A 25,207-nucleotide genomic window follows, 5' to 3' on the forward strand; every position below is an offset into this window, starting at 1 on the left:
CGCCCCGAGCCCCTAGGCGGATTCTGCCCGCTCAGCCCGCCGCAGCAACGCCGCCGCGACCAGCCCACCGGCCAGCACAGCCACCGCCCCCACCAACTGACTGGTCTCCAAACCGGAGGCGAACGCGTCGGAGATACGTGCCTTCTCCTCCGCACCGTCAGCCGCGGCCAGCGCCGCCGGCAGCGACGCCGCCGATACGGCGACCAACGACGCGAACCGCGAGTTGAGCACGGCACCGAGGACCGCCACACCGAGGCCGTTACCGAACTCCGCGAGCGTCCCGTTGATCCCCGCTCCCACACCCGCCTTCTCCGGCGGTATCGCGCTCATGATCGCGTTGGCCATGGCCGGCATGGACAACGCCACACCCGCGCCCATCACGACCAGGCCGAGCAGCATCCCCTCGTACCCGTGCCCGCCGAGCAGCGCGATCGCCGCCAGCCCCGCCGACACCAGGGTCATACCGAGCGCGATGGCCGCAGGCGTGCCGACCTTGAGCACCAGCTTCGCTCCGAGCCCGGTGAAGTTGAGCGCGACCACGGTCAACGCCAGCGGCGCCGTCCGCAGACCGGCGTCCAGCGGCTCGTAGCCGAGCACGAACTGGAGGTGCTGGGTGAGCAGGAACAGCGAGCCCGTCATGCCGAACGCCACGAGGATCGCGCCGGCGACCGCGCCCACGAACTTCTGGTTGCGGAAGAAGTGCATGTCCAGCATGGGGTGCTCGATCCGCAGCTCCCACGTCACGAACAGACCGAGAACGACCAGGCCGACCAGCGCGGAGACCAGCACCTGCCCGGACGTCCAGCCGTGCTCGGGCCCGGTGATGATCGCGTACACCACGGCCGTCATGCCGATGGTCGACAGCACCGCGCCGACCAGGTCCGGCCGGTCGCCCGCCTTGTGCTTGGACTCCGGGACGAGCGCGGCGACCGCGATCAGGCCGAGCACGGCGACCGGGATGTTGATCAGGAAGATCGCGCCCCACCAGAAGTGGTTCAGCATCACTCCGCCGATCAGCGGCCCGGCCGCGAAACCGAGCGAACTGACCGTGGACCACAGCGCGATGGCCTTGACGCGCTCCTTGTCGTCGAAGATCTGCACGACGACGGCGAGGATCGTGGTCATCAGCAGCGCTCCGCCGACGCCCATGCCGGCGCGGGCCGCGATCAGCTGGGCCGGGCTCTGGGACAGGCCGGCCACCAGCGAGCCCACACCGAAGATCGCCAGGCCCGACATCAGCAGCAGCTTGCGCCCGTAGCGGTCGGCGGCGTTGCCCGCGGTGAGCAGCAGGCCGGACTGCACCAGTGAGTAGGCGTTCATCATCCACTGGACGTCGGCGGTCGTCGCGTCCATCTCGCGGGTGAGCGAGGGGATCGCCACGTTCAGGATCGTGTTGTCGAGCAGCACGGTGAGCTGCGCGAGGCAGATGACACCGAGGATCAGCCAGCGCTGGGGGTGGCCGCCGGGCGCCGTCTGCGGCGGGGCCTGTTCCTGTGGGGACGTCGTCATGCTGTACACCGTAGAATAGTTCCCATACGCCGTACAACCGAGTAATCGAGCAACGGGGAAGGGCTGGGGCTCTCGGCCACCGCCCTTCCCCCGTCAGGGGAACTGTCAGCTGCTCGCCTTCTGCGTGAGGTCGTAGAAGGTGGCCGAACCGGCCGTGACCTTCTTGAAGTTGGCCTCGACCCAGGAGGTGATCCGGGAGGACGTGCCGTCGCTGCTGCCGCCCATGCCGCCGCCCGCGCCGGACGCGATGAAGTAGTGGATCTTTCCTTCCTCCACGTACTTCTTGAACTGCGCCAGGGTCGGGGACGGGTCCGTGCCGTTGAAGCCGCCGATGGCCATCACCGGGTCGCCGGTGGACAGCTGGTAACTCGCGGCGTTCTGGGCGCCGATGGCCGCCGCGACCCAGGTGTACTGGTCGGCGTCGGTCTCCAGGAGCTTCTTGGCCTCGGAGCCGACGCTGGCGCCGTTGAGCAGACCGCCCATGCCGCCACCCATGCCGCCCGCACGGCCACCGTCGCCGGTCCGGCCGCCGGGGGTGGTGTTCTGGCCCTGCTGGTTCTGGCCACCGCCCGGGAAACCGCCGCCGGGGAAGCCGTTGCCCTGCCCGCCCTGGGTGTTGCCGTTGCCGTTCTGCTGGTTCTGGCCACCGCCCGGGAAGCCGCCACCGCCGGGGCCGCCACCGCCACCCGGCCCACCGCGACCGCCCGCGACCGCCGGACCCGCCGTGACGATCGAGCCCGTGTGCCCCTCGTTCACCGTGGTGAGCGTGTACGCCGCCGGACCGGCCAGCGCCGCCACGAGACCGAGTCCGGCCGCTCCCAGGGCCAGTCGGCGCCCCAGCCGGCCGGCGAAGATCAGGCCGAGGGCCGCCGTCAGACCGCCGACCAGGACGAGCCACTTCAGCCAGGGCAGGTAGTCGGAGGAGCGGTTGAGCAGGACGTAGCCCCAGGCCGCGGTGGCCGTCATCGCCGCCGCCAGGGTCAGCGACGCCCACGCCTTGTCCCGCTTCTCCCAGAGCAGCGCCGAGCCCATGCCGATCAGCGGCGCGATGTAGGGGGCGAGCGCCACCGTGTAGTACTCGTGGAAGATGCCCTGCATGTAGCTGAAGACCAGCATGGTCGTGATCAGCGCGCCGCCCCAGACGAGGAACGAACCGCGCGTCACCGACGTACGCCGTGCCATGGGGGTCCCCCCGCTCGAGCGAAGCCGAGAGTGGGGGAGGGTGGCCACCAGGCCCGCGACGAGGAGGATCAGCGCGGCCGGGATCAGCCAGGAGATCTGGCCGCCGACGCTGGAGCTGAACAGGCGGTCCCAGCCGGTCTCGCCCCAGTTGCCACCGCCGTTGGCGCCACCGCCTCCGACGCTGCCGGTCTCGTCGCCGTTGAGGCGGCCCAGGCCGTTGTAGCCGAAGGTCAGTTCCAGGAAGCTGTTGTTCTGCGAGCCGCCGATGTACGGGCGGGAGGAAGCGGGCCACAGCTCGACGATCGCGACCCACCAGCCGCCGGAGACGACGATCGCGGCCAGGGCGGCGGCGAGCTGCCCGATCCGCTTCTTCACCGTGACCGGGGCGCAGACGCCGTAGACGAGGGCGAGCGGCGGCAGGATCAGGAAGGCCTGGAGGGTCTTGGCGAGGAAGGCGAAGCCGATCGCGGCACCGGCCCACAGCAGCCACCCGGTGCGGCCGTCCTCCAGGGCCCGGATGACGAAGTAGCAGGCCACGGCCATCAGCAGGGCCAGCATCGCGTCCGGGTTGTTGAAGCGGAACATCAGCGCCGCGACGGGGGTGAGCGCGAGCACCGCGCCCGCGATCAGGCCGGCCGCGGGGCTGAACCGGCGGCGTACGGCCGCGTGGACGACGGCCACCGTGCCGACGCCCATCAGGACCTCGGGGACGAGGATCGCCCAGGAGCTGAGCCCGAACAGCCGCACGGCCAGGGCCATCGGCCACAGCGCGGCCGGGGGCTTGTCGACCGTGATGGCGTTAGCCGCGTCCAGGGAGCCGAAGAAGAACGCCTTCCAGGACTGGCTGCCGGCCTGGACGGCCGCCGAGTAGAAGGAGTTGGCGTAGCCGGAGGCGCTCAGGTTGTAGAGGTAGAGCACCGCGGTCGCCAGCAGCAGGACGAGGAAGGCGGGGCGGGCCCAGCGGGGGTCCTCGGGCCGGCCGCGCCAGATCCGGTGCGCGAAAGGCCTCTTGGGGTCGCCGGGGGCCGGTGCCGCTGTTGTCGGTGCCGGGGGGCGGGTCCAGGTTCCGGGAGTCGTGTCTCTGTCGGTGGTCTGCTGGTCGTAGTGGACGGTCATCGCAGGTCCCTCGCATCGGTGTCGTGGGGGCGCACCGGCAGCAGCCGCACGGTGGCGTCCCTCCAGGTGCCGTCCGCGGCTTCACCGGCGCGGAACCGGTCGGTGCGGTGCGAGGCGACGACCGTCGTCTCGCTGTCGTGTCGGTCCGGGAACACCCACGCCCGGAAGAGCAGGAAGCGCAGCACGGTCGCCGCGAGGTTGGCGGCGATGAGGACCGCCAGCTCGGTGGAGTGGGCGGGCTCGGACGTGGCCGCGCCCAGCGCGGCGAGCGAGCCGCTGGTCAGGGCGAGCCCGATACCGAAGACGACCAGGCCCTGCGCCTGGTGCCGTACGACGCCGCCGCGCCCGCGCACCCCGAAGGTGAGCCGCCGGTTCGCGGCGGTGTTGGCGATCGCCGAGACCAGCAGGGCGAGGGCGTTGGCGACCTGGGAGCCGGTGAAGACGCGGAAGCCGCTGTAGAGGAGCAGGTAGAAGAGGGTGGAGAGGCCGCCGACGACGCAGAACCCGACCAACTGCCGGGCCAGGCCCCGCGGTACGTCCTTGATCTCACGGTCGCGCGGGTCGTCGCCGAACGGCCGGGTGAGCCGGTCCAGCGGCAGCGAACCGGTGGCCAGGGCCCTGCCGACCCGCCACACGCCCCTGAGGTCGTCGGTCGCGGTCTTGACGATGTGCACGGTCGAGTCGGGGTCGTCGACCCAGTCGACCGGCACCTCGTGGATACGCAGCCCCGCGCGCTCGGCGAGCACCAGCATCTCGGTGTCGAAGAACCAGCCGGTGTCCTCGATCAGGGGCAGCAGCACCTGCGCGACGTCACGGCGGATCGCCTTGAACCCGCACTGGGCGTCCGAGAAGCGAGCCTGCAGCGAGCCGCGCAGGATGAGGTTGTAGGCCCGGCTGATGAACTCCCGCTTGGGGCCGCGCACCACGCGCGAGCTGCGGGCCAGCCGGGAGCCGATCGCCAGGTCCGAGTGGCCGGAGATCAGCGGCGCCACCAGCGGGAGCAGGGCGTTGAGGTCGGTGGACAGGTCCACGTCCATGTAGGCGAGGACGGGGGCGTTCGAGGCCGACCAGACGGCCCGCAGGGCCCGGCCGCGGCCCTTCTGCTCCAGGCGGAAGGTGGTGACCTCGGGGATCTGTGCCGCCAGCCGCGTGGCCACCTGCGGGGTGGCGTCCGTGGAGGCGTTGTCCGCGATCGTGATGCGGAACGCGTACGGGAACGTGCGGGCGAGGTGATCGTGCAGTCTGCGGACGCACGGCTGGAGGTCCTTCTCCTCGTTGTAGACGGGGATCACTACGTCCAGGACCGGCGTACCGGCTGGTGCGGCCGGGAGGTGCTCCCGCGCCGGCAGGGTGCCGGGAGAAGAGTCGGTTCGCATGGAACCGACTTTCGTCAGGCGCCCTGTTGTGCCCATGTGGTGACGCTGTGGCGTGCCTGTGAGTGCTGCTGCCGGCTCGTTTCCGGCTGCGGCTGGGCCGGCAGCGCGGGCAGGTGCACCGTGAACACGGTCCGCCCGGGCACGCTGTCGACGGTCACGGCACCGCCGTGCGCGGTCGCCACGGCCTGCACGATGGCGAGGCCGAGACCGGTCGAGCCGGTGGCGCGGGTCCGCGCGGAGTCGCCGCGCGCGAACCGTTCGAAGACGTGCGGCAGCAACTCGGCCGGAATGCCCTGCCCGTTGTCCTCGACGTCCACGCACAGCCAGGTGCCGCGCCGCTGGACGCGGGCGGTGACGGTCGTACCGGGCGGGGTGTGGTTGCGGGCGTTGCCCAGCAGATTGACGAGGACCTGCTGGAGCCGGGCCGCGTCCGCCGACACGAGCGCGGGCTCGTCGGGCAGGTCGAGACGCCAGTTGTGGTCCTGGCCGGCCGCACGGGCGTCGCTGACGGTGTCCACGACGAGCGGTACGAGGTCGGTCTGCTCGAACTGCAACGGCCGCCCGGCGTCCAGCCGGGCGAGCAGCAGCAGATCCTCGACGAGCAGCGTCATACGCCCGGCCTCGGACTCGATCCGCCTGAGGGCGTGCCGGGTGTCGGGCCCGACGTCCTCCCTGCCGCGCCTGGTCAGCTCGGCGTACCCGCGAATGGAGGCGAGTGGGGTCCGCAGCTCGTGACTGGCGTCGGCGACGAACTGCCTGACCCGCGTCTCGCTCTGCTGCCGTGCGTGCAGGGCGCCGTGGACGTGGTCGAGCATCCGGTTGAGCGCGGCACCGACCTGGCCGACCTCGGTGTGCGGGTCGGTCTCGGAGTCGGGGACACGCTCGCTGAGGTTGACCTCGCCGGTGTGCAGGGGGAGTTCGGAGACCCGGGTGGCGGTGGCGGCGACGCGGCGGAGGGGGCGGGTGGCCACGCCGATGAGGACGGAACCGGCGATGGCGGCGGCGACGAGGCCGGCGCCGGTGACGCTGGCCTCGACGAGAATGAGGGTGTTGATCGTGGTGGTGACCGACTCGGTGGGCAGGGCGACGTAGTAGCTGCCTCCGTCGGTTCCGAGGACGTACTGCACGCGGTACTCGCCGAGGCCGGGTATGTCGACGGTGTGCATTCCACCGGTCGGCACCTCGGCGAGGTCGGCCTTCTGCTCGTCGGTGAGGGTGACGGCCGAATTCCGCTGGAAGGGGCCCTTCTCGTTGGAGGCCCGGGCGATGAACGCCCGGGTGACCGTGCCGTCGGCACCGACTTCGGCGGCGATGGTCTCCGGCTGGGCCGGTCCCTCGACGAAGCCGACGACCCTGTCGATCGAGTCGGAGTCGTCTTCGCGCCCGGGTTTCATGGGCCCCGACAGCCGCTTGCCGGCTTCGTCGACCTGCCCGTTCAACTGCTCGTACAGATGCGACCTGAGGGCGAGGGTCGTCACCGTTCCGATCACCGCACACACCACTGCGATCAGCACCACGGACGCGACGACGAGCCGCGTCCGCAGCGTGCGCGGCTTGCCCGCTCGCGACAGCTTGCCCGCCCTTGGCTGCGTACTCGGCCGTCGCCGCCCGCTCATGTGGCCGCGGGCTTGATCAGGTAACCGGCACCACGCCGGGTGTGGATCATCGGCTCCCGCCCCGCGTCGATCTTCCGCCGCAGATACGAGATGTACAGCTCGACGACGTTGGCCTGCCCGCCGAAGTCGTACGACCACACGCGGTCGAGGATCTGTGCCTTGCTGAGCACGCGCCGCGGATTGCGCATCAGGAACCGCAGCAACTCGAACTCGGTGGCGGTCAGGTGGATGTGCTCACCGCCCCGGGTCACCTCGTGACTGTCCTCGTCGAGGGTGAGGTCGCCGACGACCAGCGTGGAGTCGGAGCGCCGGTCGGCACCGGACCGGCGTATCAGCCCGCGCAGCCGCGCGACGACCTCCTCGAGGCTGAACGGCTTGGTGACGTAGTCGTCCCCACCGGCCGTCAGCCCGGCGATCCGGTCCTCGACGGCGTCCTTGGCGGTGAGGAAGAGAACCGGCACGTCCGGCAGCTCACGGCGCAGGCGTCCGAGCACGGCCAGCCCGTCCATGTCGGGCAGCATCATGTCGAGCACGACGGCGTCGGGCCGGAAGTCGCGCGCGGTCTGGATGGCGCCCGTGCCGTCACCGGCACTCCGGATCTGCCACCCCTCGTAGCGCAGGGCCATGGACAGCAGTTCGGTGATCGACATCTCGTCGTCCACCACAAGCACTCGGACGGGGCTCCCGTCCGGCCTGAGCAGTTCGGTGCGCCCCTGGGGCGAGGTCGTGGTCATGGTGAACACGATGTCGGGGTGCTCTGAGAGCGCCCTTTCGAGAACCTGTGATTTCCCTGAGAAACACACAGGTGCTTCTCAGGTGACGCCTGGGAATGCCGGGTCCGGTGGGGTGAGGGCTGGGCGCGTCAGAACAACCCGTCCTGCACACCCACCTCCTCCTTGAACTCCGTCACCGGAACGGTCAGTTCCGCACCCTCGGCAGGCACCAGCCCCCATCCACTCATCAGCCGCGTGTCCAGCACGACGACCCCACCCCCGGTCGCCCCGGTCGCCAGATGCAGATCGGGCCCGGCAGCGGCCACGAGCTCCCCGCTCACGACCCCACCGGCGACGAGCTCCCCCACCTCCCCGACGGCGACGGGCAACCCGGCCAGCCCGAACACCTCCACATGATCGACAACTCGCAGAGGCTCCCGCACGAGCGACTCCGGCCACCCACCCAGCGCGACCGCCCGCGCATGCAGCTCGGCGACCTCGACGGCCCGGTCAGCCGCCGCCTCCGGAAGCACGGCCCGCACGGCCCGCTTCTCGACGTATGGAATCCGGTCGGGCACCCCCAGCGCGGCCCGCAACAACTCCTCGGTACGCCGCGCGGCCATGAGCGGCCCGACTCCCAGCCAGCTGAAGCACACAGCCCCCTGCTCGAGCAGCCTGGCCGATCCCCGCTCCTGCGCCGTGATCCCGACCTTGACCATGCCGGGCCCGAACCACGCCAGATACACGTGGTACGGCCGCGGATCGTCCGCGATCGTGTCGGCGGCCACGGAGTGCGCCCGGTCCAGCCGCGCACACTCCTCGCACCGCGCCCCCGTACTCCGCGCCGACACGGCCGCCCCCGTCGGACACGCATGCCCCCGAGCCCCCACGCATGTCCGCACGACCCCTTCCGCGACCCCGAAGGCCACCCGCTTCCCCCAGGTCAGCGCACTGCGCCGCCCACCGTCCCACGCCAGCACGGGACCGTCCGCCGACCACCGCAGCCCCGAGCACTTCCATGCCTGTGCCATCTCTGTCGAGACTAGAGGGCACCACTGACAACGGCGCCCGGCGCCGGGCGCCCGGCGCCCACGTGGGTCAACGCCCGGCATCGGCCCCCACGGCGGCAGCCTCGGCCTCCCCGCCCACGCTCACCTCGCCGCGCACGGAAACACCCCCGGCCACCTCCGCGGTACGGCCCGAACCCGCCACCCGCCGCCGCCCGGCCAGCCGGCACGCGAGGCACTTGTCATGCCCGGCCCGCGCCCCCGAGTCCCGCACCCGCCACCCCCACTCGTCCCGGGGCCGGATCCCCGGCCCCTTCCCCCAGCCGGCCAGATGCAGCGCCCAGGTGACAAGCAGACCGACCACACCGATCCCGAGCCCACCGGCGATCAGCACACCCGAAACAAAACAGACCCCCACCCCCGCCACAGCGGCCCCGACACTCCCGATCCCGGTTCCGACCCACCCGGCGACCGTGTGCCCGTGGTCATACTGATGTGCGCTCATGCGCTGCCCCCTCCCGCGAGGGCTCATGGAGACTGGCCCCTCGAACCCCTCACTCACTAAGCATTTGACGTCCCAAACATCTCACGAACTAAGGGACCTGGGAATGCAAGCCAAGTCGCGTCCGGCCGCCACGCCGGAGCAGGCACTGTCGGCGATGGACCACCTCATCGCGACCCACCTGGTCGGACAGCACGAGATCGCCCAACGGGTGGGCCTGAGTGTGACCGACCTCACCTGCTTCGCCTACGTCATCGAGGCCGGCGAGAACCTGCCCACGGCCGGCGACCTGGCAGCCCGAGTCCACGTGACGACAGGCGCCGTCACCGGCATCCTCAACCGCCTGGAACGCGCCGACTACATCACCCGCCGCCCCGACCCGACCGACCGCCGCCGCATCCGCGTCGCCGCCCGGCCCGACGCGGTCGCCCGCATCCGAGAGGTCTACGAGCCGTACTACGCCCGCCTCACGCAACTCCTCGCGGACTACTCCCCCGACGAAATCGCGGTCCTGAACGACTGGTTCACCCGCGCGAGCGGGTTGGCGGCGGACTACTTGAAGGAACACTGCCGCACTGACTGAACGCCGGCCCGGAGCAGCACCGTCCGATCGACCCGACGCTCAGCATCAGCCACGCTGCCTACACGTCCTCGGCGCCGGCCTTCTGAGACTGCTCGGCCTCGAAGGAGCCACACGGCGTGAAAGCCCCGGCGACGGATGGAGCCGCCCCGGGGCACGGCCACCAGCCGATCGGAGCTGATGACATGACCGACCTTATTCACCGACTCGCCCCCCGGGCGGCCGTCTTCGTCAGGGGACCTGGCACGAAACCACGCCGCCGACCTACGTGCCAGGAGCCCGGTACTGGACCTGCTCGGCTGTGCGCAGGGCCTCGATCGTTTCGTCGACGGTCAGGAGAACCGTCGTCTCGAACGAACTCAGCGCGCCGCCCCCGCTGATCGCCAGCGCAACCGCGGCCATGGACACGTTGTCCGGAGCCTCCCACAGGTTGTAGCCGTCGTGCGTGCCGAAGGCATACCAGAAGCCATGGAGCTTCCCGCCGACGGACTCGATGTACGACTGAGCGGCCTGTGCGCGGTCCTCCGGGCGGACGATCAGCCTCGCCCAAGTCTCCGGGGTGTAGCTGAACCTCGATAGGTAGAGCGGCATCATGTCTCCCTTTCTTTCCATCAAGGGATGCCCTCGCGGGGCGGGAAGGCGCAGGAAGAGACCCACGCATCCCCCGAATGGCCGGGGACGATGACCGCCCATCGAGCCAGGGAAACGCCACAGGCCCCGGGGTGATCCGGGACCTCTGGCGTTGTGTGCACTCGGCAGGATTCGAACCTGCAACCTTCCGGAACGGCACCCCCATCGAGCCGCGCAACCTGAACCGCTCCTTCGATGCGCACTGCCTCCGCGCCGACGTCCGTAAGGTCCGCTTCCACGACCTGCGCCACACCTGCGCCTCGCTGCTCCGCGAACAGGTCGCCGACGCCCGCATGATCACGGAAGTCCTCGGCCACAGCTCCATCCGCGTGACCATGGACATCTACACCTTCGTGACACCAATGAGTCGGAGGATGACGGCGGCGCAGCCGATGTCCCGGTACCCGTCTAACCGCGATTCGAGAAGTTCTACGCATAAACGAAGACGGCTGTTCGCACGGATATTCAGGCTTCCACGCCGCCGAGACGGCCGTCGCTCCACCGCGATGGCCGTCGGGCTTGGGTCTACGAACAGCAGCCTGAGCTACCCGTGGCCGTGCTGGGCTGTCCGTTGTCGAGGTCGTCGTCGTGGCCGGCTGCGATCCGTGCCCATTGCGCAGTCGGCCGTCCGTCCTTGCGGAACTGCTGGCCAAGCGTCTCGTACGGCTGCGGCCAGCCGGACGGGGAGTCCTCCCAGGTCTCCTGCCGTCCGTAGACGGTCATGTCGAGGATGCCGTAGGACGGCGCCATGGGTTCAACGCCACGGCCGGTGGTCCAGTACGTCTCGTAGACACGGTCCCCATCGCGGAGGTAGCTCGCCTTCATCCCGAAGTGGCGGCCGTCGATGAGCCGTGCGTGCGACTCGGCGGGCACGGAGTACCAGGGCATGTCCCAGCCCATGAAGCGGCGGTAGCGGTCGGATTCCTCGTACGGGCCCTGGCAGAAGACGGCGAAGGTGACGTCACGCTGGTGCAGATAGGACAGTTCGCGGACCTGGCCGGTGAAAAAGGTGCAGCCCTCACACTGGTCGGCGGCGGGGCGGCCGTCGTGCCACATGTGATACGACACGAACAGCTGGGTACGGCCCTCGAAGACATCGATCAGGGGGACGTGCCCCTTGCCTCCGATGAGCGGGACCGACGGGTCCACCTCGGTTACGGGCAGCCGTCGCCGGGCGGCAGCGATCGCGTCGCCCTCGCGGGTGTGCGCCTTCTCCCGGACGCGCAGGGTGTCGATTGCGGCCAGCCACTCCCGGCGGGAGACGACCGGCGGCTTGTTCACATCAGTCATGGCCGTACTGACCCTGCAGCTCGCAAGAAATCATCGATGGAGCCCGTGGCGGGCGCTACTGACCGCGATCTCGCCGGATGGCACGGACCCCGCACCCGTCCTCCGAGGCGGTTGCCGTCAATCACTGCCGTCAAGGCCAAAGCCAGAGGCCCTGTGAAGTGATCCACAGGGCCTCTGACGTGCTGTGCACTCGGCAGGATTCGAACCTGCAACCTTCTGATCCGTAGTCAGATGCTCTATCCGTTAAGCTACGAGTGCTTGTTCTGTTTTTTCGCCGCTCTCGGGCCTTCCGGCTCGCTCGCGGCGACAGGAAGAACATTACATGACCGCCGCCGCCATGTGAAATCCGTTTGCCACACCCCTTGTGACCTCGGGAAATGGCCTCAGAGGCGCATCGGCGACCGGACCGACGACAGCGAAGCCCCGGTCGGGTGACCGGGGCTTCGTGATCAGGTGCGGAGGCGGAGGGATTTGAACCCTCGATGGGCTTTAAGACCCAAACCGCATTAGCAGTGCGGCGCCATAGACCGGACTAGGCGACGCCTCCAGGCACATCCTCCCGCGCGAGCGCGAGTCGGTGCGTGCCGATGATGACACAGTCGAGCGTGCTGTCACCAATCGACCCCCACGGTACTAGGCGGGAAGGGCGCAGGGCAAAGGCCTTGTCCGGGCAGCAGCGGGGGGTGTGCCGGGGTGTGGCGTGGCGGGGCCGGGTGGTGGGGTGCGCGGTGGTGTCGTGCGGCGCCTCGGACCGGCGCGCAACGTACCGGGCCGCGCCGCGTTAGTCAGGTCATGTCGATGTCGCATGCCATTCGCCGGGGTCACCCCGGAAACGCGTCCCAGGCCTCCCGGGCCTCCCGAACCTCGCGGACCATCGCTCGTCCCGGTCTGCGGCGGCTCGTCGTCGGGGCCGCCGCCTCCGTCGCCGCCTTCGGGGCGCTGGCCGCGGTGTCCCCGGCCGCGTCCGCCCAGGCCGGCCCGTCCCCGGCCGGGCTCGATGGCCGCCACGGCCCGGACCGGGACCATCTCACCGTCACCGTGCGGAACGCGGGCGGTGAGGTCGACGGGACGTATGAGTTGTACTGCGGGCCCGACGGCGGCAGCCATCCCGACCCTCGCGGAGCCTGTGCGGTCCTGGAGCGGGACACGCGGTGGGGGAAGGACGCCTTCGCACCCGCCCCGGAAGGCGGCTTCTGCACCATGCAGTACGGCGGGCCGGCCACCGCGCACGTCACCGGCACCTGGGCCGGACGGCCCGTCGACGCCACGTACGACCGACGTGACGGCTGCGGGATCGCCCGCTGGGACCGGCTCGTGCCGCTGCTGCCGGACATGGGATCCGAGAAACGCCCCTGAGGTGACCCGGGGCGGTGGTTCCCGTGGCGTCGCGCTCGCGCCCCTATCCGGCCACCTCACGCCCTCATCCGGCCACCCGGGCAAAAAGGTACAGAAACACTGTCCTCGTAAAGGTCCCGCGAAGGTCCCGCGACGTCGTTGCAGGAGGGCGGGCGTTTCCGGTTACTCGGTCGTCAGTTCGGGGTCACTTCCTCGTGCGACCTCGCTCTCATCCGGCGTCGCGAGCGCAACCGCAGCCCTTAGACTCCCTCGCGTGACACGCTGCGGGACGGTTGGCAAGATGGCCCGAGCGGTCGGCAAGGTGCGGTAACAGGGAGGAAGCGTCTCGTGAGCAGCAGGCCATCCCGAGGCGCTGCTCGCCTCGCAGCCATACTGGACGCTCTTCCCGACGCGTTGGTGCTGGTCAACGCCAACGGGACGGTCGTCAACGCCAACACCATCGCCCTGGAGGCCTTCGAGACGCCGGGCACCGCTCTGGTGGGGCGCGGGCTGCTCGATCTGCTGCCGCAGTTCGACTCCAAGCTCATCCCGGGGTCCATGCGGCGGCCGGAGCACCTCGATCCGCATGCCCGGACCAAGCCGACCCGGATGATCGCGCGCAGGACGGACGGGACCGAGTTCCCCGTCGAGGTCACCAGTGCGAATCTGGAGAACGGGCAGCAGGCCTACGACAGTTACGGCTACACCGGCGACGAGCTGCTCATGCTCGTCGTACGGGACCTGTCCGGGACCGTGGACACCGAGGCCGAGCTGGCGCGGTCGCAGCGGCAGACCGAGATGATCCTGCGGGCCGCGGCCGAGGGCGTCGTCGGGACCGACACCGACGGGCGGATCGTGCTCGTCAATCCGGCCGCCGCTCAGATACTGGGTTTCCGGGCCAGCGATCTCGGCGGGCGCGCACTGCACGATCTCGTGCTGCACTCGCGCGCCGACGGATCGCCCTTCCCGTACGAGGAGTCGCCGCTCGCCGACACCCTGCGCTCCGGGCGCAAGCACCGGGTGCGCGGGCAGGTGCTGTACGCCAAGGACGGCGGCAAGGTGCCGGTCGATCTGACGACCGCGCCCGTGCGCGACGGCGAGCAGCTCGTCGGCGCCGTGATGACCTTCACCGACCGGCGGCCCTACGACGCCGTCGTCGAGGAGAAGGAGGCGGCTCAGAAGCGCCACGCGGAAGAGCTGGAGCGGATCGCCGAGGAGCACGCCTCCGAGCTGACCGCGCTGCGCCAGCAGCACGTCACCGAGCTGGAGGAGCTGCGCGAGCGGCACGCCGAGGAACTCGGCGCGAACGAGGAGCGGTACGCCGCCCTCGGGGAGCGGGAGAAGGATCGGTACGAGGCGCTCGCCGCGCGGCACGAGCAGTTGCTGACCCTGCTCGGGCAGTCGCTGCGCGGGCCGCTGGAGGAGCTGCGGCGTGAGCTGGCCGCGCTGGCAGCGGACGACGCCGGGCAGCTGTGGCCCGAGGCCAACCAGGTGCTGCACCACCTGTCCGCCGGGTATTCGCGCATCACTACGCTCATCGACAACGTCCTCGGCTACCAGCGGCTCGACTCGGGCAGCGAGGGCATCTCCCGTACGAAGGTGATGCTGGACGCCGTCGTCGCCGCCGGTGTCGACGGGGCCGTCGAGCTCATCGGGCCCGGGCGGGTGCAGTTCGCCGTGCACGCGCCGCCCATCGAGGCCGAGGTCGATCCCCGGCTGCTCGCGACCGCTCTCGCGCATCTGGTCGCGGACGTGGCGGGGGTCGACGCGACCGGCAACACGCCCGTGTCGGCGGGCGGCTACATGGACAACACCGTCGTGGTGGCGGCGGCCCAGCGCGGCGAGGTCGTACGCATCGAGGTGCGCGGGCCCTACGCCGGCGGTGACACCGTGCACGAGCCCATCGTCCGCGGGATCGTCCGGGCCCACGGTGGCGTGCTCCAGACGCATGAAGTGCCGGGGATGAGCGGTAACGCCTACGTCCTCGAAGTGCCGATCGGGGGCGGGGCCGGGGCGGTTGCCGCGGATGCCGCCGCCCAGGCCGCCCAAGCGGTCGACGAGGGGATGCCCGCTGCCTCCGGTGATCAGACGTCCGGTGGGCAGACCTTCGGTGGAGGACGGCGCCGGGCGCGGCGGTCCAACACCGATGCGTTCCTGGACGGTGACGTTCCGGCTGAGGGCGACGGGGCCGGTGGGTCCGGTGCCGAGGGGGCCGCGCCCACCGGGCGGCGCAGGAGGCGGGCCGCCGGGGAACCGGCTGCCCTTCCCGCGCAGGCTTCCGGTGAGGGTGCGGCCGCGTCGGGCGGTACCGGGCGGCGGCGGCGTGCGGCCGAGAACGCCGGTGCGGCTCCGGCCCTGCCCGTCGGGGGCGCCGTCCAGGGCGTCGCCGAAGGGGCCGTCGTCACGGCCGCCGAGCATGCGGCGGGGACCGCCGCATCGGGTACGGGACTGGGCGGGACCGTTCCGCCGCAGGGCGTGCCCGCGCCCTCCGGACGGCGGGCCCGGCGTGAGGTCCAGCCCGGCGAGCAGCACGCGCTGCCGCCGGCACTGCCCGCGCCGTCCGGCGAGGCCGCCGCGGCTTCCGCCGACGCGGCCCAGGGTCAGGCCCAGGCTTCGCAGCCGACCGGGCGTCGGCGGCGTGCGCTGGCTGCCGCCGCCGAGCGGGCGGCCGCGCAGGAGGCGGCGGGGCCGCGTGCGGTGTTCGCCTTGCCGCCGGCCGAGGCGGATCAGCCCCCGGCCGGACCGGCCGGCGCCGCCGACCAGGGGCAGCAGGTCGCGCCAGGTGGTGTGCCCGGTCAGGGACAGGGGGCCGGTCAGGGACAGGGGGCCGGTCAGGTACAGGGGGCCGGTCATGGCCAGGTGCCGGGACAGGGACAGGGAGCCGTGGCGGTTCCCGGTTCCGCTGCCGCCGGTGACGGGCGGGCCGAGGAAGGGCGGCACGACGCCGTCCCGCACGACCAGTCCGCCGATCACACCCCGCCCCAGCCGCATCCGACGAGTGCGCCGACCGGGCGTCGGCGGCGGGCCGTTGCGGCTCAGCCGGCCGACGGGGCCGGAGCGCAGGCGCCCGGTACGGCGGGTGCTGTGGCTGGTGCGCCTGGGCAGGGGGCGGGTCAGCAGGCTGGTTCCGTGCCCGCCGGGACCGAGCAGGGGGTTCCCGCACAGCAGGACGTCACCGGTCAGGTTCCGGTGGGGCAGGCCGGTCCGGGGCAAGGCACCCCGGATCAGGGTGTGCCCGTCCAGGCCGGGGTGGCTGCCGGACAGGTCGCGCCCGGTACGGCTGTACCGCCGCAGGGCGTGGCGGTTCCGGCGCAGGGGAACGCAGCTCACGCGCAGGGCAACGCCGTGCACCCGCAGGGCAACGCCGTTCCTCCCCAGGGGAACGTCCCGCACGCGAGCGTCCCCCAGGCGCAGGGCACCGCAGTCCCGCCTCAGGGCGTCGCCGTACCCCCGCAAGGGGTCGGCGTACCCCCGCAGGGCGTGTCCGTCCCCGCCCCGGGCGGTCTCGGGCACAGCGTGCAGGCGGCCCTCCCGGGCCAGGCGCTTCAACCCGCGTCCCTGAACCAGCCCCACGGCGCGCAGCCCCTGCCGCAGCAGGGCGTCGTCACACCGGAGCAGCAGCCCTCCGCCAGTCAGCCGCTCCCCGCCGAGTCCGCCCCCGGGCAGGGCACCCCGGCCCAGGGAACCCCCGCCCCGGGCACCCCACCCCAGGGCACCGCCACCCCCGGAACCCCATCCCCGGTCCCGGCCCCGGCCCAAGGCACCTCCGCCCCCCAGCCACAGACCTGGCCCGCCGCCGACCACACCTCTGGGGCCGGTGTCGCCGTACCTCCGAACGGCGGGGCACAGTCCGCAGCTCCCAACGGCGCCGCGCACCCCGCACCACCCAACGGCGCCGCCGCACACCCCGCCTTCCCCCCGAACGGCACCCCCGCGGCCCAGGCCCCGCAGCCCCACACCCCGGCGCCGGGCACCCCGATGCCCCCGGAGGGCGCAACGCGGGCGGCTCAGCCGTTGCCCGCGGAGGCGGCCGCGCCCGTCGACCCGAACTCCACGCAGGGGCGGGCGATCAGCGTGCGGACGCTGGGCCAAGGCGTGCCGTTCAACCGGCAGGCGGCCCACGTGCAGCAGCCGTCGGGCGGGCCCGCCGCGCGTCCCTCGGCCGCTTCGGCCCCGCAGGCGCCGGGCGCGCCCGCGCCCCAGCCCTCGGCGACGCCGCCCCCGCACCAGTCGGGCGGATCGGGCCGGCGCCGCAAGCTCGGCACACCGCCCGACCCGGCCGCGCGGACGGAACAGGCCGGTCGGAGTGATCAGACCTCCCGCCAGGAAACGGCGCCGCGCCCGGAGCAGGCCGCGCGCCCGCATCCGACGGCCGAGCCGACGCCCGCGCAGGGCACCGCACCGGTCACCGCGCCCGTCCCGGCGCAGCCGTCCCTCGCTGGTCAGTCGCGGCTCGCGCAGATGACCGAGGGCGGTGGACGGTCGTACGCGATAGGCGCGCCGGACGAGAACGCCGCCGAGGGTCCGGAGCCGCTGGACGGGCCCGGCGGCGCCGTCGAGGTGGCCGATCCGCCGGTGCCGCAGCCGATGGACGACGAGCTGCCGCCGGAGCCGCTGGACAACCCGCGGCGGCTGCTGGTGTGGCCCGCGCCGGACGTCAGCACATCGCAGGCGCTGAGCGACCGCGGTTACCGGCCCGTGATCGTGAACTCGCGCGAGGAGGTCGACGCGCAGATCGCGGCCTTCCCCGCCGCGCTGTTCGTCGACCCGCTGACCGGGCCGATCACGCGTACGGCGTTGCAGTCGCTGCGGCAGGCCGCAGTCGCCGCCGAGGTGCCCGTCCTGGTCACGGCCGGACTCGGGCAGGCCTCGCGGGACGCGGCCTACGGTGCCGATCCCGCCGTCCTGCTGAAGGCGCTGGCGCCGCGCGACAGTGAGCAGCACCCGCCACGCGTACTGCTGATCGAGGAGCACGCGGAGATCGCGCTGGCGCTGACGGCGACGCTGGAGCGGCGCGGGATGCAGGTCGCGCGGGCGGCGAGTGACGGCGATGCGGTGACGCTGGCGGGGCAGTTCCGGCCGAACCTGGTCGTGATGGACCTGATGCAGGTGCACCGGCGGCAGGCCGGGATCGTGGACTGGCTGCGTGCGAACGGGCAGCTCAACCGCACCCCGCTCGTCGTCTACACGGCCGCCGTCGACCAGGCCGACCTGCCGCGGCTGGCCTCCGGAGAAACGGTGCTCTTCCTCGCGGAGCGGTCCACCAGCGGCGAGGTGCAGTCCCGGATCGTCGAGCTGCTGTCCCGGATCGGGACCAACTAGGGACGACACCCCCTAGGGGCCTGTCCGAGCGCGCTATCGGGCCGAGAGGCGGCGGGCCGCCTCCTTGACCGAGGTGCGCAGGCGGTCCTGGTCGGGGTCCTCGCCGCCGACCAGGATGCGCCGCATCTGCGGCACGACCGCGGTCCAGTTGGCCAGTGCGGTCAGCAGGAACAGCAGGTCGGCCGCCGGGATCGCGTCGGTGACGACACCGCGGTCCTGGCCGTCCTGGAGGGCGGCGACCTTGCGGGCGTAGTGCTCCTGGCGGTGGGACTCGTGGGGCAGTTCGGTGTTGCCGTACTCCAGGCCTTCCCAGAAGAGCAGGCGCAGCAGCTCCGGGTGGGCGGCGTGGTAGTCCATCAGGCGGTCGATCCAGCCCTCGATGTCGTCCGGGTCGATGGGGACCGCCTCGGCGAGGTGGAGCATCTTCCTTTCGAGGACGATCGCGAACAGCTCCGCCTTGTTGCCGAAGTAGGCGTAGATCAACTGCTTGTTGGCCTTCGCCTCGGCGGCGATGCGGTCGATGCGGGCGCCGGCGATGCCGTGCCGGGCGAACTCGGCGACCGCCGCCTCGAAGATCCGGGCCTTGGTGGCCTCGGGGTCCCTTGCTGCTGCCATGGGAGAGAGGGTAACGCTCCAGGTAACCAACTGTTTGGTTGACAGGGAATCGAAGGGCCGCCCACACTGTTGCCTCATTGTCCAACCAACCAGTTAGTTGTTAGAGCCGACTCCAAGGAGTCCTCCTCCATGCCGTCAGCGACCACAACCACGACCACGTCCCGCCGGACCGGCACGGCCCCCGTGCGGCAGGCGCGTACGCCCTCCCCCGGCCTCTTCCTCACCCTGATCGCCGTGTGCAGCGCGGTCACCGCCGCCAACATCTACCTCGCCGCGCCGCTGCTCTCGCTCATGGCCCGCGACTTCGCCTCGGCGCCCTCGGCCGTCGCCTGGATCGCCTCGGTCGCACAGCTCGGCTACGCGGTCGGCCTGCTGTTCTTCGCCCCGCTCGGCGACAGCGCGAACCGGCGCCGGCTGGTCGGCGGGCTCACGCTCGTCACCGCCGTCGCACTGGCCGCCAGCGCCGCCGCCCCGGGTGTCACCGCCCTCGCGGTCGCCGTGTTCGTCGCCTCGGCCGCGACCGTCATCCCGCAACTGCTCGTCCCGCTGGTCGCCGAACGCGCCCCGGCCGAGCGGCGGGCCCGTCACGTCGCGGCCGTCGTCGCGGGCCTGTTCACCGGCATCGTCGCGGCCCGGGTGCTGGGCGGACTGGCCGGGCAGGCCTTCGGCTGGCGCTGGGTGTTCGCCGGCGCTGCCGTGCTCACCCTCGTCCTGGGACTCGCGACCGCTCTCGTCCTGCCGTCGCAGCGGCGGCGGGAAGGCCCGCTGTTCGCCGGACTCGCCGCGCTGCCCTCCGTGCTGCGCCACTCGTCCGACCTGTGGCGCGCCTGCCTGCGGCAGGCCGGGATGTTCGGGGCGTGGAGCGCGCTGTGGACCTCGCTCGCCCTGCTGCTGACCGGGCCGGCGTACGGGCTGTCCACCGCGACGGCCGGGCTGTTCGGGCTGTTCGGGCTGACGGCGACCGCGGTGGCACCGCTGGCCGGCGGGCTCGTGGACCGGTTCGGCGCGGAGCGTGTCGTGCGGTCCGCGTATCTGCTCGCCGCCGTGTCCGTGCCGCTGTTCTGGCTGGGCGGGCAGGTGCTGGGGGCGCTGTTCGCCGCCGCCGTGCTGATCCACGCGGCGCTCGTCGCCTCGCACGTCGCCAACCAGACCCTCGCCCTGACCGCCACGTCCGCCCCGGCCACCGCCAACACCGCCTATGTGGTCGCCGGTTTCGCGGGCGGTGCCGGCGCCTCGGCCCTCGCCGGGTTCGCCTTCAGCCACTTCGGCTGGGGTGGGGTGTGCGGCGTGGCGGGGCTCTGGCTGGTGCTGGGGTGGGGGCTGACCGCCGTACGGCGGTGACGGCGGTGACGGCGGTCAGGCCTTGCGTGCCCGGGAGTCAGGCACGCGTGTCATGCGCGTCAGCGGGTCAGAGCCGCGTCACGTCCAGCTCCCCCTCCGCGTACTGCCTGCGCAGCACCTTCTTGTCGAACTTGCCGACGCTCGTCTTCGGCACCGCCTCGATGACCGTCCAGCGCTCCGGGAGCTGCCACTTGGCGATCTTGCCCTCGTCGGCGAGGAAGGCGCGCAGGGTCTCGAAGGTGGCGGTGGCGCCTTCCTTGAGGACGACCGTGGCCAGGGGGCGCTCGCCCCACTTGTCGTCGGGGACGGCGACGACGGCCGCCTCGGCCACCTCGGGGTGGGACATGAGGGCGTTCTCCAGCTCCACCGAGGAGATCCACTCGCCGCCGGACTTGATGACGTCCTTGGCACGGTCGGTGAGGGTGAGGTAGCCGTCGGGGGAGATCGTCCCCACGTCACCCGTCTTGAGCCAGCCGTCCTCGCTGAACTTGTCGGCGGGCCGGAGGGGGTCGGCGTCCGGGCCGTTGTAGTAGGCGCCGGCGATCCACGGGCCGCGTACCTCCAGCTCGCCGGCCGACTCACCGTCCCAGGGGAGGCGTTCGCCGCCCGGGCCGGTCAGCCGGGCCTCGACGCCTGCCGGGAAACGGCCCTGGGTGAGGCGGTAGGCGAACTCCTCCTCCGTGCCGACCGCACCGGCCGGGGGACGGGCGATCGTGCCGAGCGGGGACGTCTCCGTCATGCCCCAGGCGTGGCAGACCCGCATGCCCAGCTTGTCGAAGGCCTCCATGAGGGACGGCGGACAGGCCGAGCCGCCGATGGTGACCTGGGTGAGGGAGGAGACGTCGCGGGGGTGCGCGGTCAGCTCGGCGAGCAGGCCCTGCCAGATGGTCGGGACGGCGGCGGCATGGGTCGGCTTCTCGCTCTCGATCATCGCGGCGAGCGGCGCCGGCTGGAGGAAGCGGTCCGGCATCAGCAGGTTCACGCCGGTCATGAAGGTCGCGTGCGGCAGCCCCCACGCGTTCACGTGGAACTGCGGCACCACGACCAGCGAGGTGTCCTCGTCGGTCAGGCCCATCGACTGGGCCATGTTGACCTGCATGGAGTGCAGATAGATGGAGCGGTGGCTGTAGACCACGCCCTTGGGGTCGCCGGTGGTGCCGGAGGTGTAGCACATGGAGGCGGCCTGGCCTTCGTCCAGCTCGGGCCAGTCGTACGACGTCGGCTTCCCGGCGATCAGGTCGTCGAACTCGTGGACCCGCGCGGTCGCGTCCGCGAGCAGGGAGCGGTCCCCAGGGCCGGAGACGACCACGTGCTCGACCGTCTTCAGGTGCGGGAGCAGCGGGGCGAGCAGGGGGAGCAGCGAGCCGTTGGCGATGATCACGCGGTCGGCCGCGTGGTTGACGATCCAGGCCAGCTGCTCGGGCGGGAGCCGGAGGTTCAGGGTGTGGAGGACCGCGCCCATGGAGGGGATCGCGAAGTAGGCCTCCACGTGCTCCGCGTTGTTCCACATCAGGGTGGCGACCCGGTCGTCGTCGGCGACGCCGAGGTCCTCGCGCAGGGCGTGTGCGAGCTGGGCCGCGCGGGCGCCGATCTCGGCGAAGGAGCGACGGTGCGGCTCGTCCTCACCGGTCCAGGTGGTCACCTGTGATGTCCCGTGGATCGTCGACCCATGGGTCAGGATCCTCGAGATCAGCAGCGGTACGTCCTGCATGGTGCTCAGCACGGCGTCCTCCCGGGGCGGCATTGCCTGCGCGGTGGTAAGAGTTGCGCTGATTCTGCGCACATACCGCGCGGTATGTCACTAGGACCGGGCGATCGATCACGCCACGGCTGCCGACGGAACCGCTCACCGGCTGCCGACACATCCGCTCAACTACGGACAAGCCCCAGCTCAGCGTCCTCGCGGAGCTTGCCGAGCGCGCGGGAGACAGCCGACTTCACCGTGCCCACCGAGACGCCGAGCACCTCGGCCGTCTGGACCTCGCTGAGGTCCTCGTAGTACCTGAGGACCACCATCGCCCGCTGCCGGGCCGGCAGCCGCATGATCGCCCGCCACATCGCGTCGCGCAGCGCCTGCTGCTCGGCCGGGTCGTCGCCGCCGGGCACCGGCTCCGGCTCGGGCAGCTCGTCGCAGGCGAACTCGTCGACCTTGCGCTTGCGCCACTGCGACGTCCGCGTGTTCAGCAGCGCCCGTCGCACATAGCCGTCGAGGGCGCGGTGGTCCTCGATACGCTCCCAGGCGACGTACGTCTTGGCGAGCGCGGTCTGCAACAGGTCCTCGGCGTCGCTCGGGTTGCCGGTGAGCGAGCGGGCGGTACGCAGCAGCACCGGCTGGCGGGCCCTGACGTACGACGAGAACGACGGGTACGGAAGGGTCTGCGCCGCTGGTGCAGCGGCCTTCGACGCGCTGGTGCAGACGAGTGTGGTCATGGCTCAACGCTATGAGCGGGGCCGCCTCCAGCGGATCGGCCGCAGGTCCCGAAGCGGGGTCCCCCTCAGGTTGTAGGGGTAGGGCTTGCTGCACCTCCTGTAGGTGGAGCGAAGGACCCGGGGTACTGCGGGTTCACCCCTGAGAGTCGGCGGTCAGGACGAGCCCCGACGTAGGCACGCCCGTCCCCGCCGTCACCAGGACCCGCTCCGCACCCGGTATCGGGTTCACCGCCGTCCCCCTGATCTGCCGGACGGCCTCCGCCACCCCGTTCATCCCGTGCAGGTACGCCTCCCCGAGCTGCCCGCCGTGCGTGTTGAGCGGCACGCGTTCCTCGGCCACGAAGTCCGGTGCCTCGCCGGGGCCGCAGAAGCCGAACTCCTCCAGCTGCATCAGCACGAACGGTGTGAAGTGGTCGTAGAGGATGCCCACGTCGATGTCGGCCGGCGCGAGCCCCGAGGTCCGCCACAGCTGCCGGGCCACCACCGCCGTCTCGGGCAGGCCGGTCAGGTCGTCGCGGTAGAAGCTGGTCATCTGCTCCTGCGCGCGTCCCGCGCCCTGGGCGGCCGCCGCGATCACGGCCGGCGGGTGCGGCAGGTCGCGGGCCCGTTCCACGGAGGTGACGACGAGTGCCTGTCCGCCGTCCGTCTCCTGGCAGCAGTCCAGCAGCCTCAGCGGCTCGGCGATCCAGCGGGACGCGGCGTGGTCGGCCAGGGTGATGGGCCGGCCGTGGAAGTAGGCCGCCGGGTTGGTCGCCGCGTACCTGCGGTCGACGACGGCCACGTGCCCGAAGGCCTCCGGTGTCAGGCCGTAGGTGTGGAGGTAGCGCTGGGCCGCCATCGCCACCCACGACGCAGGGGTGAGCAGGCCGAACGGCAGCGCCCAGCCGAGCGCCGCGCCCTCCGCCGACGGCTCCCGGTGCCGTACCCCGGAGCCGAAGCGGCGGCCCGAGCGCTCGTTGAAGGCCCGGTAGCAGACGACCACGTCCGCCACGCCCGCGGCGATCGCCAGGGCCGCCTGCTGGACGGTGGCGCAGGCCGCGCCGCCGCCGTAGTGGATCCGGGAGAAGAAGGAGAGCTCGCCGATGCCCGCCGCCTGGGCCACGGTGATCTCGGGGCTGGTGTCCATGGTGAACGTGACCATCCCGTCCACGTCCGCCGGGGTGAGACCCGCGTCCGCCAGGGCCGCGTGCACCGCTTCGACGGCCAGGCGCAGTTCACTGCGGCCCGAGTCCTTGGAGAACTCGGTGGCCCCGATGCCGGCGACGGCGGCGCGCCCGCCGAGTCCGTCCCGCCCTCTGAGGCTCATCCCGGAACCCTCACCGTCACCGTGCCCATGACGTGCTCGCCGATGCCGTTCGCGCCGACGACCCGGACCGTCACCAGGTCCCCGTCGGCCTCCTCGACCGTGCCCGTCAGCACCATCGTGTCCCCGGGGTGGTTGGGCGCGCCGAGCCGGATCGCCACCCGGCGCAGCTCCGCCCGGGGCCCGAAGTGGTCGGTGATGTACCGGCCGACCAGGCCGTTGGTCGTCAGGATGTTCATGAAGATGTCGGGGGAGCCCTTCCGCCGGGCCGGCTCCGGGTCGTGGTGCACGTCCTGGTAGTCCCGGGAGGCGATCGCCCCGGCGACGATCAGGGTGCGGGTGATCGGGATCTCCAGGGGCGGGAGGCGGTCGCCGGCGTTCACCGCGTCACCCCCTGGAAGACGGGCAGCACCAGTTCGTCGTCGTACCGCCGGAATTCCAGCCGCACCGGCATGCCGATCCGCACCTTGTCGTACGGCACCCCCACCACGTTGCTGATGATCCGCACGCCCTCCGCGAGCTCGATCAGCCCGACCGCGTAAGGACCCGCCGCGGCGGCGGCATGATCGGATGCGGTGAAGGCCGGGAACGGCGGGTGGTGCATGACGACGTACGAGTAGACCGTGCCCTCGCCGCTCGCCTCGACGGTGTCCCACTCCAGACAGCCGCAGCTGTTGCAGCCCGGCAGCCAGGGGAAACGCAGGGTGCCGCAGCCGGTGCAGCGCTGGATCAGCAGCTCGTGGCGCGCCACGCCCTCCCAGAAGCCGGCGTTGTCGCGGTTGACGACGGGGCGCGGCCGACGCTCCTTCGGAGCGCTCAAGGCTTTCGGTCGGCGTGCGGGGGCGTATTTGAGGATGCGGAAGCGGTGGGTGCCGGCAAGTTCGCCGCCCGCCCGGACATCCGTGCGGGTGGTGACGAAGTAGCCCGTCCCGAGCTTCGTGGTCTTGCGGCCGGACACCGACTCGATCACCGAGTCGAAGGTGATCTCGTCCCCGGGGCGCAGGGGGCGGAGGTACTCCTGCTCGCAGTCGGTGGCGACGACCGCGTCGTGGCCCGACTCGTCCAGCAGGCCGAGGAGTTCTTCGTACGCCGCCGTGCGTTCCGGGCGGCGGGAGAGACCGGCCATGGTCCACGCCTGGAGCATGGTGGGGGGAGCGATGGCGTCCGGGCCGGTGTACGCCGGGTTGGTGTCGCCCATGGCCTCGCACCAGTGCCTGATCATCGGCTCGTTGACGAGGTCCCGGCCGACCCCGGTGGCGGCGGCCGGGCGGCCCTCGTAGGCCTTCAGGCGCGCCTCGAACTCGTCGTGGACCTCCGGCTCACCAGTCACAGTTTCTGAC

19 protein-coding genes, 2 tRNA genes and 1 pseudogene are annotated in these 25,207 nt (G+C 71.9%); 5 read left to right on the forward strand and 17 right to left on the reverse strand.

Annotated elements, in window-relative coordinates:
• Positions 1-12 precede the first annotated feature (12 nt).
• The 7 genes from PV963_RS22215 to PV963_RS22245 all read right to left on the reverse strand — a co-directional run bounded on the left by PV963_RS22215 (position 13) and on the right by PV963_RS22245 (position 9,024).
• Positions 13-1,509, reverse strand: coding sequence for an MFS transporter (locus tag PV963_RS22215; RefSeq protein WP_274817499.1), 1,497 nt, complete (start codon positions 1,507-1,509; stop codon positions 13-15).
• Between the two features lie 105 nt (positions 1,510-1,614).
• Entirely contained in the window at positions 1,615-3,807 is a 2,193-nt protein-coding gene (locus PV963_RS22220; protein ID WP_274817500.1) for an ArnT family glycosyltransferase, read from the reverse strand.
• Positions 3,804-5,183 carry a bifunctional glycosyltransferase family 2/GtrA family protein gene (locus PV963_RS22225; RefSeq protein ID WP_274817501.1) on the reverse strand — a complete coding sequence of 460 codons (1,380 nt, stop codon included), beginning with the start codon at positions 5,181-5,183 and terminating at the stop codon, positions 3,804-3,806. The genes PV963_RS22220 and PV963_RS22225 overlap by 4 nt, the downstream gene beginning before the upstream one ends.
• Positions 5,184-5,197: 14 nt before the next feature.
• On the reverse strand, positions 5,198-6,799 hold the full coding sequence (locus PV963_RS22230; RefSeq protein ID WP_274817503.1) for a sensor histidine kinase: 1,602 nt from the start codon (positions 6,797-6,799) through the stop codon (positions 5,198-5,200).
• A complete protein-coding gene (locus PV963_RS22235) occupies positions 6,796-7,533 on the reverse strand; it encodes a response regulator transcription factor (RefSeq protein WP_274817504.1) in 738 nt (245 codons plus the stop codon). Before PV963_RS22235 ends, PV963_RS22230 begins: the two co-directional genes overlap by 4 nt.
• Positions 7,534-7,661: 128 nt before the next feature.
• The gene (locus tag PV963_RS22240; protein ID WP_274817505.1) at positions 7,662-8,543 is read right to left on the reverse strand and encodes a DUF2797 domain-containing protein; all 882 of its coding nucleotides are present in this window, start codon (positions 8,541-8,543) and stop codon (positions 7,662-7,664) included.
• A gap of 67 nt (positions 8,544-8,610) precedes the next feature.
• A complete protein-coding gene (locus tag PV963_RS22245; protein WP_274817506.1) occupies positions 8,611-9,024 on the reverse strand; it encodes an HGxxPAAW family protein in 414 nt (137 codons plus the stop codon).
• A gap of 103 nt (positions 9,025-9,127) precedes the next feature.
• Here PV963_RS22245 and PV963_RS22250 point away from each other — a divergent pair, with 103 nt between their 5' ends.
• Positions 9,128-9,604 (forward strand): MarR family winged helix-turn-helix transcriptional regulator, encoded by a 477-nt coding sequence (locus tag PV963_RS22250; RefSeq protein ID WP_274817507.1) that lies wholly within the window; start codon positions 9,128-9,130, stop codon positions 9,602-9,604.
• Positions 9,605-9,865: 261 nt separating this feature from the next.
• On the opposite strand, the gene PV963_RS22255 is transcribed toward PV963_RS22250, so the two are convergent.
• Positions 9,866-10,192, reverse strand: coding sequence for a GYD domain-containing protein (locus PV963_RS22255; RefSeq protein WP_274817508.1), 327 nt, complete (start codon positions 10,190-10,192; stop codon positions 9,866-9,868).
• A gap of 77 nt (positions 10,193-10,269) precedes the next feature.
• Between PV963_RS22255 and PV963_RS22260 the strand changes: the two are divergent.
• Positions 10,270-10,575, forward strand: a pseudogene (locus PV963_RS22260) (tyrosine-type recombinase/integrase); the annotation flags it as partial.
• Positions 10,576-10,756: 181 nt separating this feature from the next.
• Here PV963_RS22260 and PV963_RS22265 read toward each other — a convergent pair.
• From PV963_RS22265 to PV963_RS22275, 3 genes are all read right to left on the reverse strand, one after another.
• Entirely contained in the window at positions 10,757-11,521 is a 765-nt protein-coding gene (locus PV963_RS22265) for a DUF899 family protein (protein ID WP_274817509.1), read from the reverse strand.
• A gap of 185 nt (positions 11,522-11,706) precedes the next feature.
• Positions 11,707-11,779: transfer RNA gene (locus PV963_RS22270), tRNA-Arg, on the reverse strand.
• A gap of 198 nt (positions 11,780-11,977) precedes the next feature.
• Positions 11,978-12,068 (reverse strand) — tRNA-Ser (locus PV963_RS22275).
• A 251-nt stretch (positions 12,069-12,319) separates the two neighbouring features.
• Here PV963_RS22275 and PV963_RS22280 point away from each other — a divergent pair.
• Positions 12,320-12,877, forward strand: coding sequence for an SSI family serine proteinase inhibitor (locus tag PV963_RS22280; protein WP_274817510.1), 558 nt, complete (start codon positions 12,320-12,322; stop codon positions 12,875-12,877).
• Positions 12,878-13,204: 327 nt separating this feature from the next.
• The gene (locus PV963_RS22285; protein WP_274817512.1) at positions 13,205-18,178 is read left to right on the forward strand and encodes a hybrid sensor histidine kinase/response regulator; all 4,974 of its coding nucleotides are present in this window, start codon (positions 13,205-13,207) and stop codon (positions 18,176-18,178) included.
• A gap of 33 nt (positions 18,179-18,211) precedes the next feature.
• Here the strand turns inward: PV963_RS22285 and PV963_RS22290 are convergent, their stop codons facing one another.
• Entirely contained in the window at positions 18,212-18,793 is a 582-nt protein-coding gene (locus tag PV963_RS22290; RefSeq protein ID WP_274817513.1) for a TetR family transcriptional regulator, read from the reverse strand.
• Between the two features lie 129 nt (positions 18,794-18,922).
• Between PV963_RS22290 and PV963_RS22295 the strand changes: the two genes are divergently transcribed.
• Positions 18,923-20,134 (forward strand): MFS transporter, encoded by a 1,212-nt coding sequence (locus PV963_RS22295; RefSeq protein WP_274817514.1) that lies wholly within the window; start codon positions 18,923-18,925, stop codon positions 20,132-20,134.
• Positions 20,135-20,201: 67 nt separating this feature from the next.
• On the opposite strand, the gene PV963_RS22300 is transcribed toward PV963_RS22295, so the two are convergent.
• The 5 genes from PV963_RS22300 to PV963_RS22320 all read right to left on the reverse strand — a co-directional run bounded on the left by PV963_RS22300 (position 20,202) and on the right by PV963_RS22320 (position 25,197).
• Complete coding sequence (locus tag PV963_RS22300; RefSeq protein WP_274822093.1) at positions 20,202-21,878, reverse strand: long-chain fatty acid--CoA ligase; 1,677 nt, start codon at positions 21,876-21,878, stop codon at positions 20,202-20,204.
• Between the two features lie 125 nt (positions 21,879-22,003).
• Positions 22,004-22,564, reverse strand: coding sequence for a SigE family RNA polymerase sigma factor (locus PV963_RS22305; RefSeq protein WP_274817515.1), 561 nt, complete (start codon positions 22,562-22,564; stop codon positions 22,004-22,006).
• A gap of 133 nt (positions 22,565-22,697) precedes the next feature.
• Positions 22,698-23,870, reverse strand: a complete 1,173-nt coding sequence (locus PV963_RS22310; RefSeq protein WP_274817516.1) for a lipid-transfer protein — start codon at positions 23,868-23,870, stop codon at positions 22,698-22,700.
• Complete coding sequence (locus tag PV963_RS22315) at positions 23,867-24,250, reverse strand: MaoC family dehydratase (protein WP_274817517.1); 384 nt, start codon at positions 24,248-24,250, stop codon at positions 23,867-23,869. Before PV963_RS22315 ends, PV963_RS22310 begins: the two co-directional genes overlap by 4 nt.
• On the reverse strand, positions 24,247-25,197 hold the full coding sequence (locus PV963_RS22320) for a bifunctional MaoC family dehydratase N-terminal/OB-fold nucleic acid binding domain-containing protein (RefSeq protein WP_274817518.1): 951 nt from the start codon (positions 25,195-25,197) through the stop codon (positions 24,247-24,249). The genes PV963_RS22315 and PV963_RS22320 overlap by 4 nt, the downstream gene beginning before the upstream one ends.
• Between the last annotated feature and the right edge of the window lie 10 nt (positions 25,198-25,207).

The organism is Streptomyces coeruleorubidus (assembly GCF_028885415.1).
Taxonomy (GTDB): Bacteria; Actinomycetota; Actinomycetes; order Streptomycetales; family Streptomycetaceae; genus Streptomyces; species Streptomyces coeruleorubidus_A.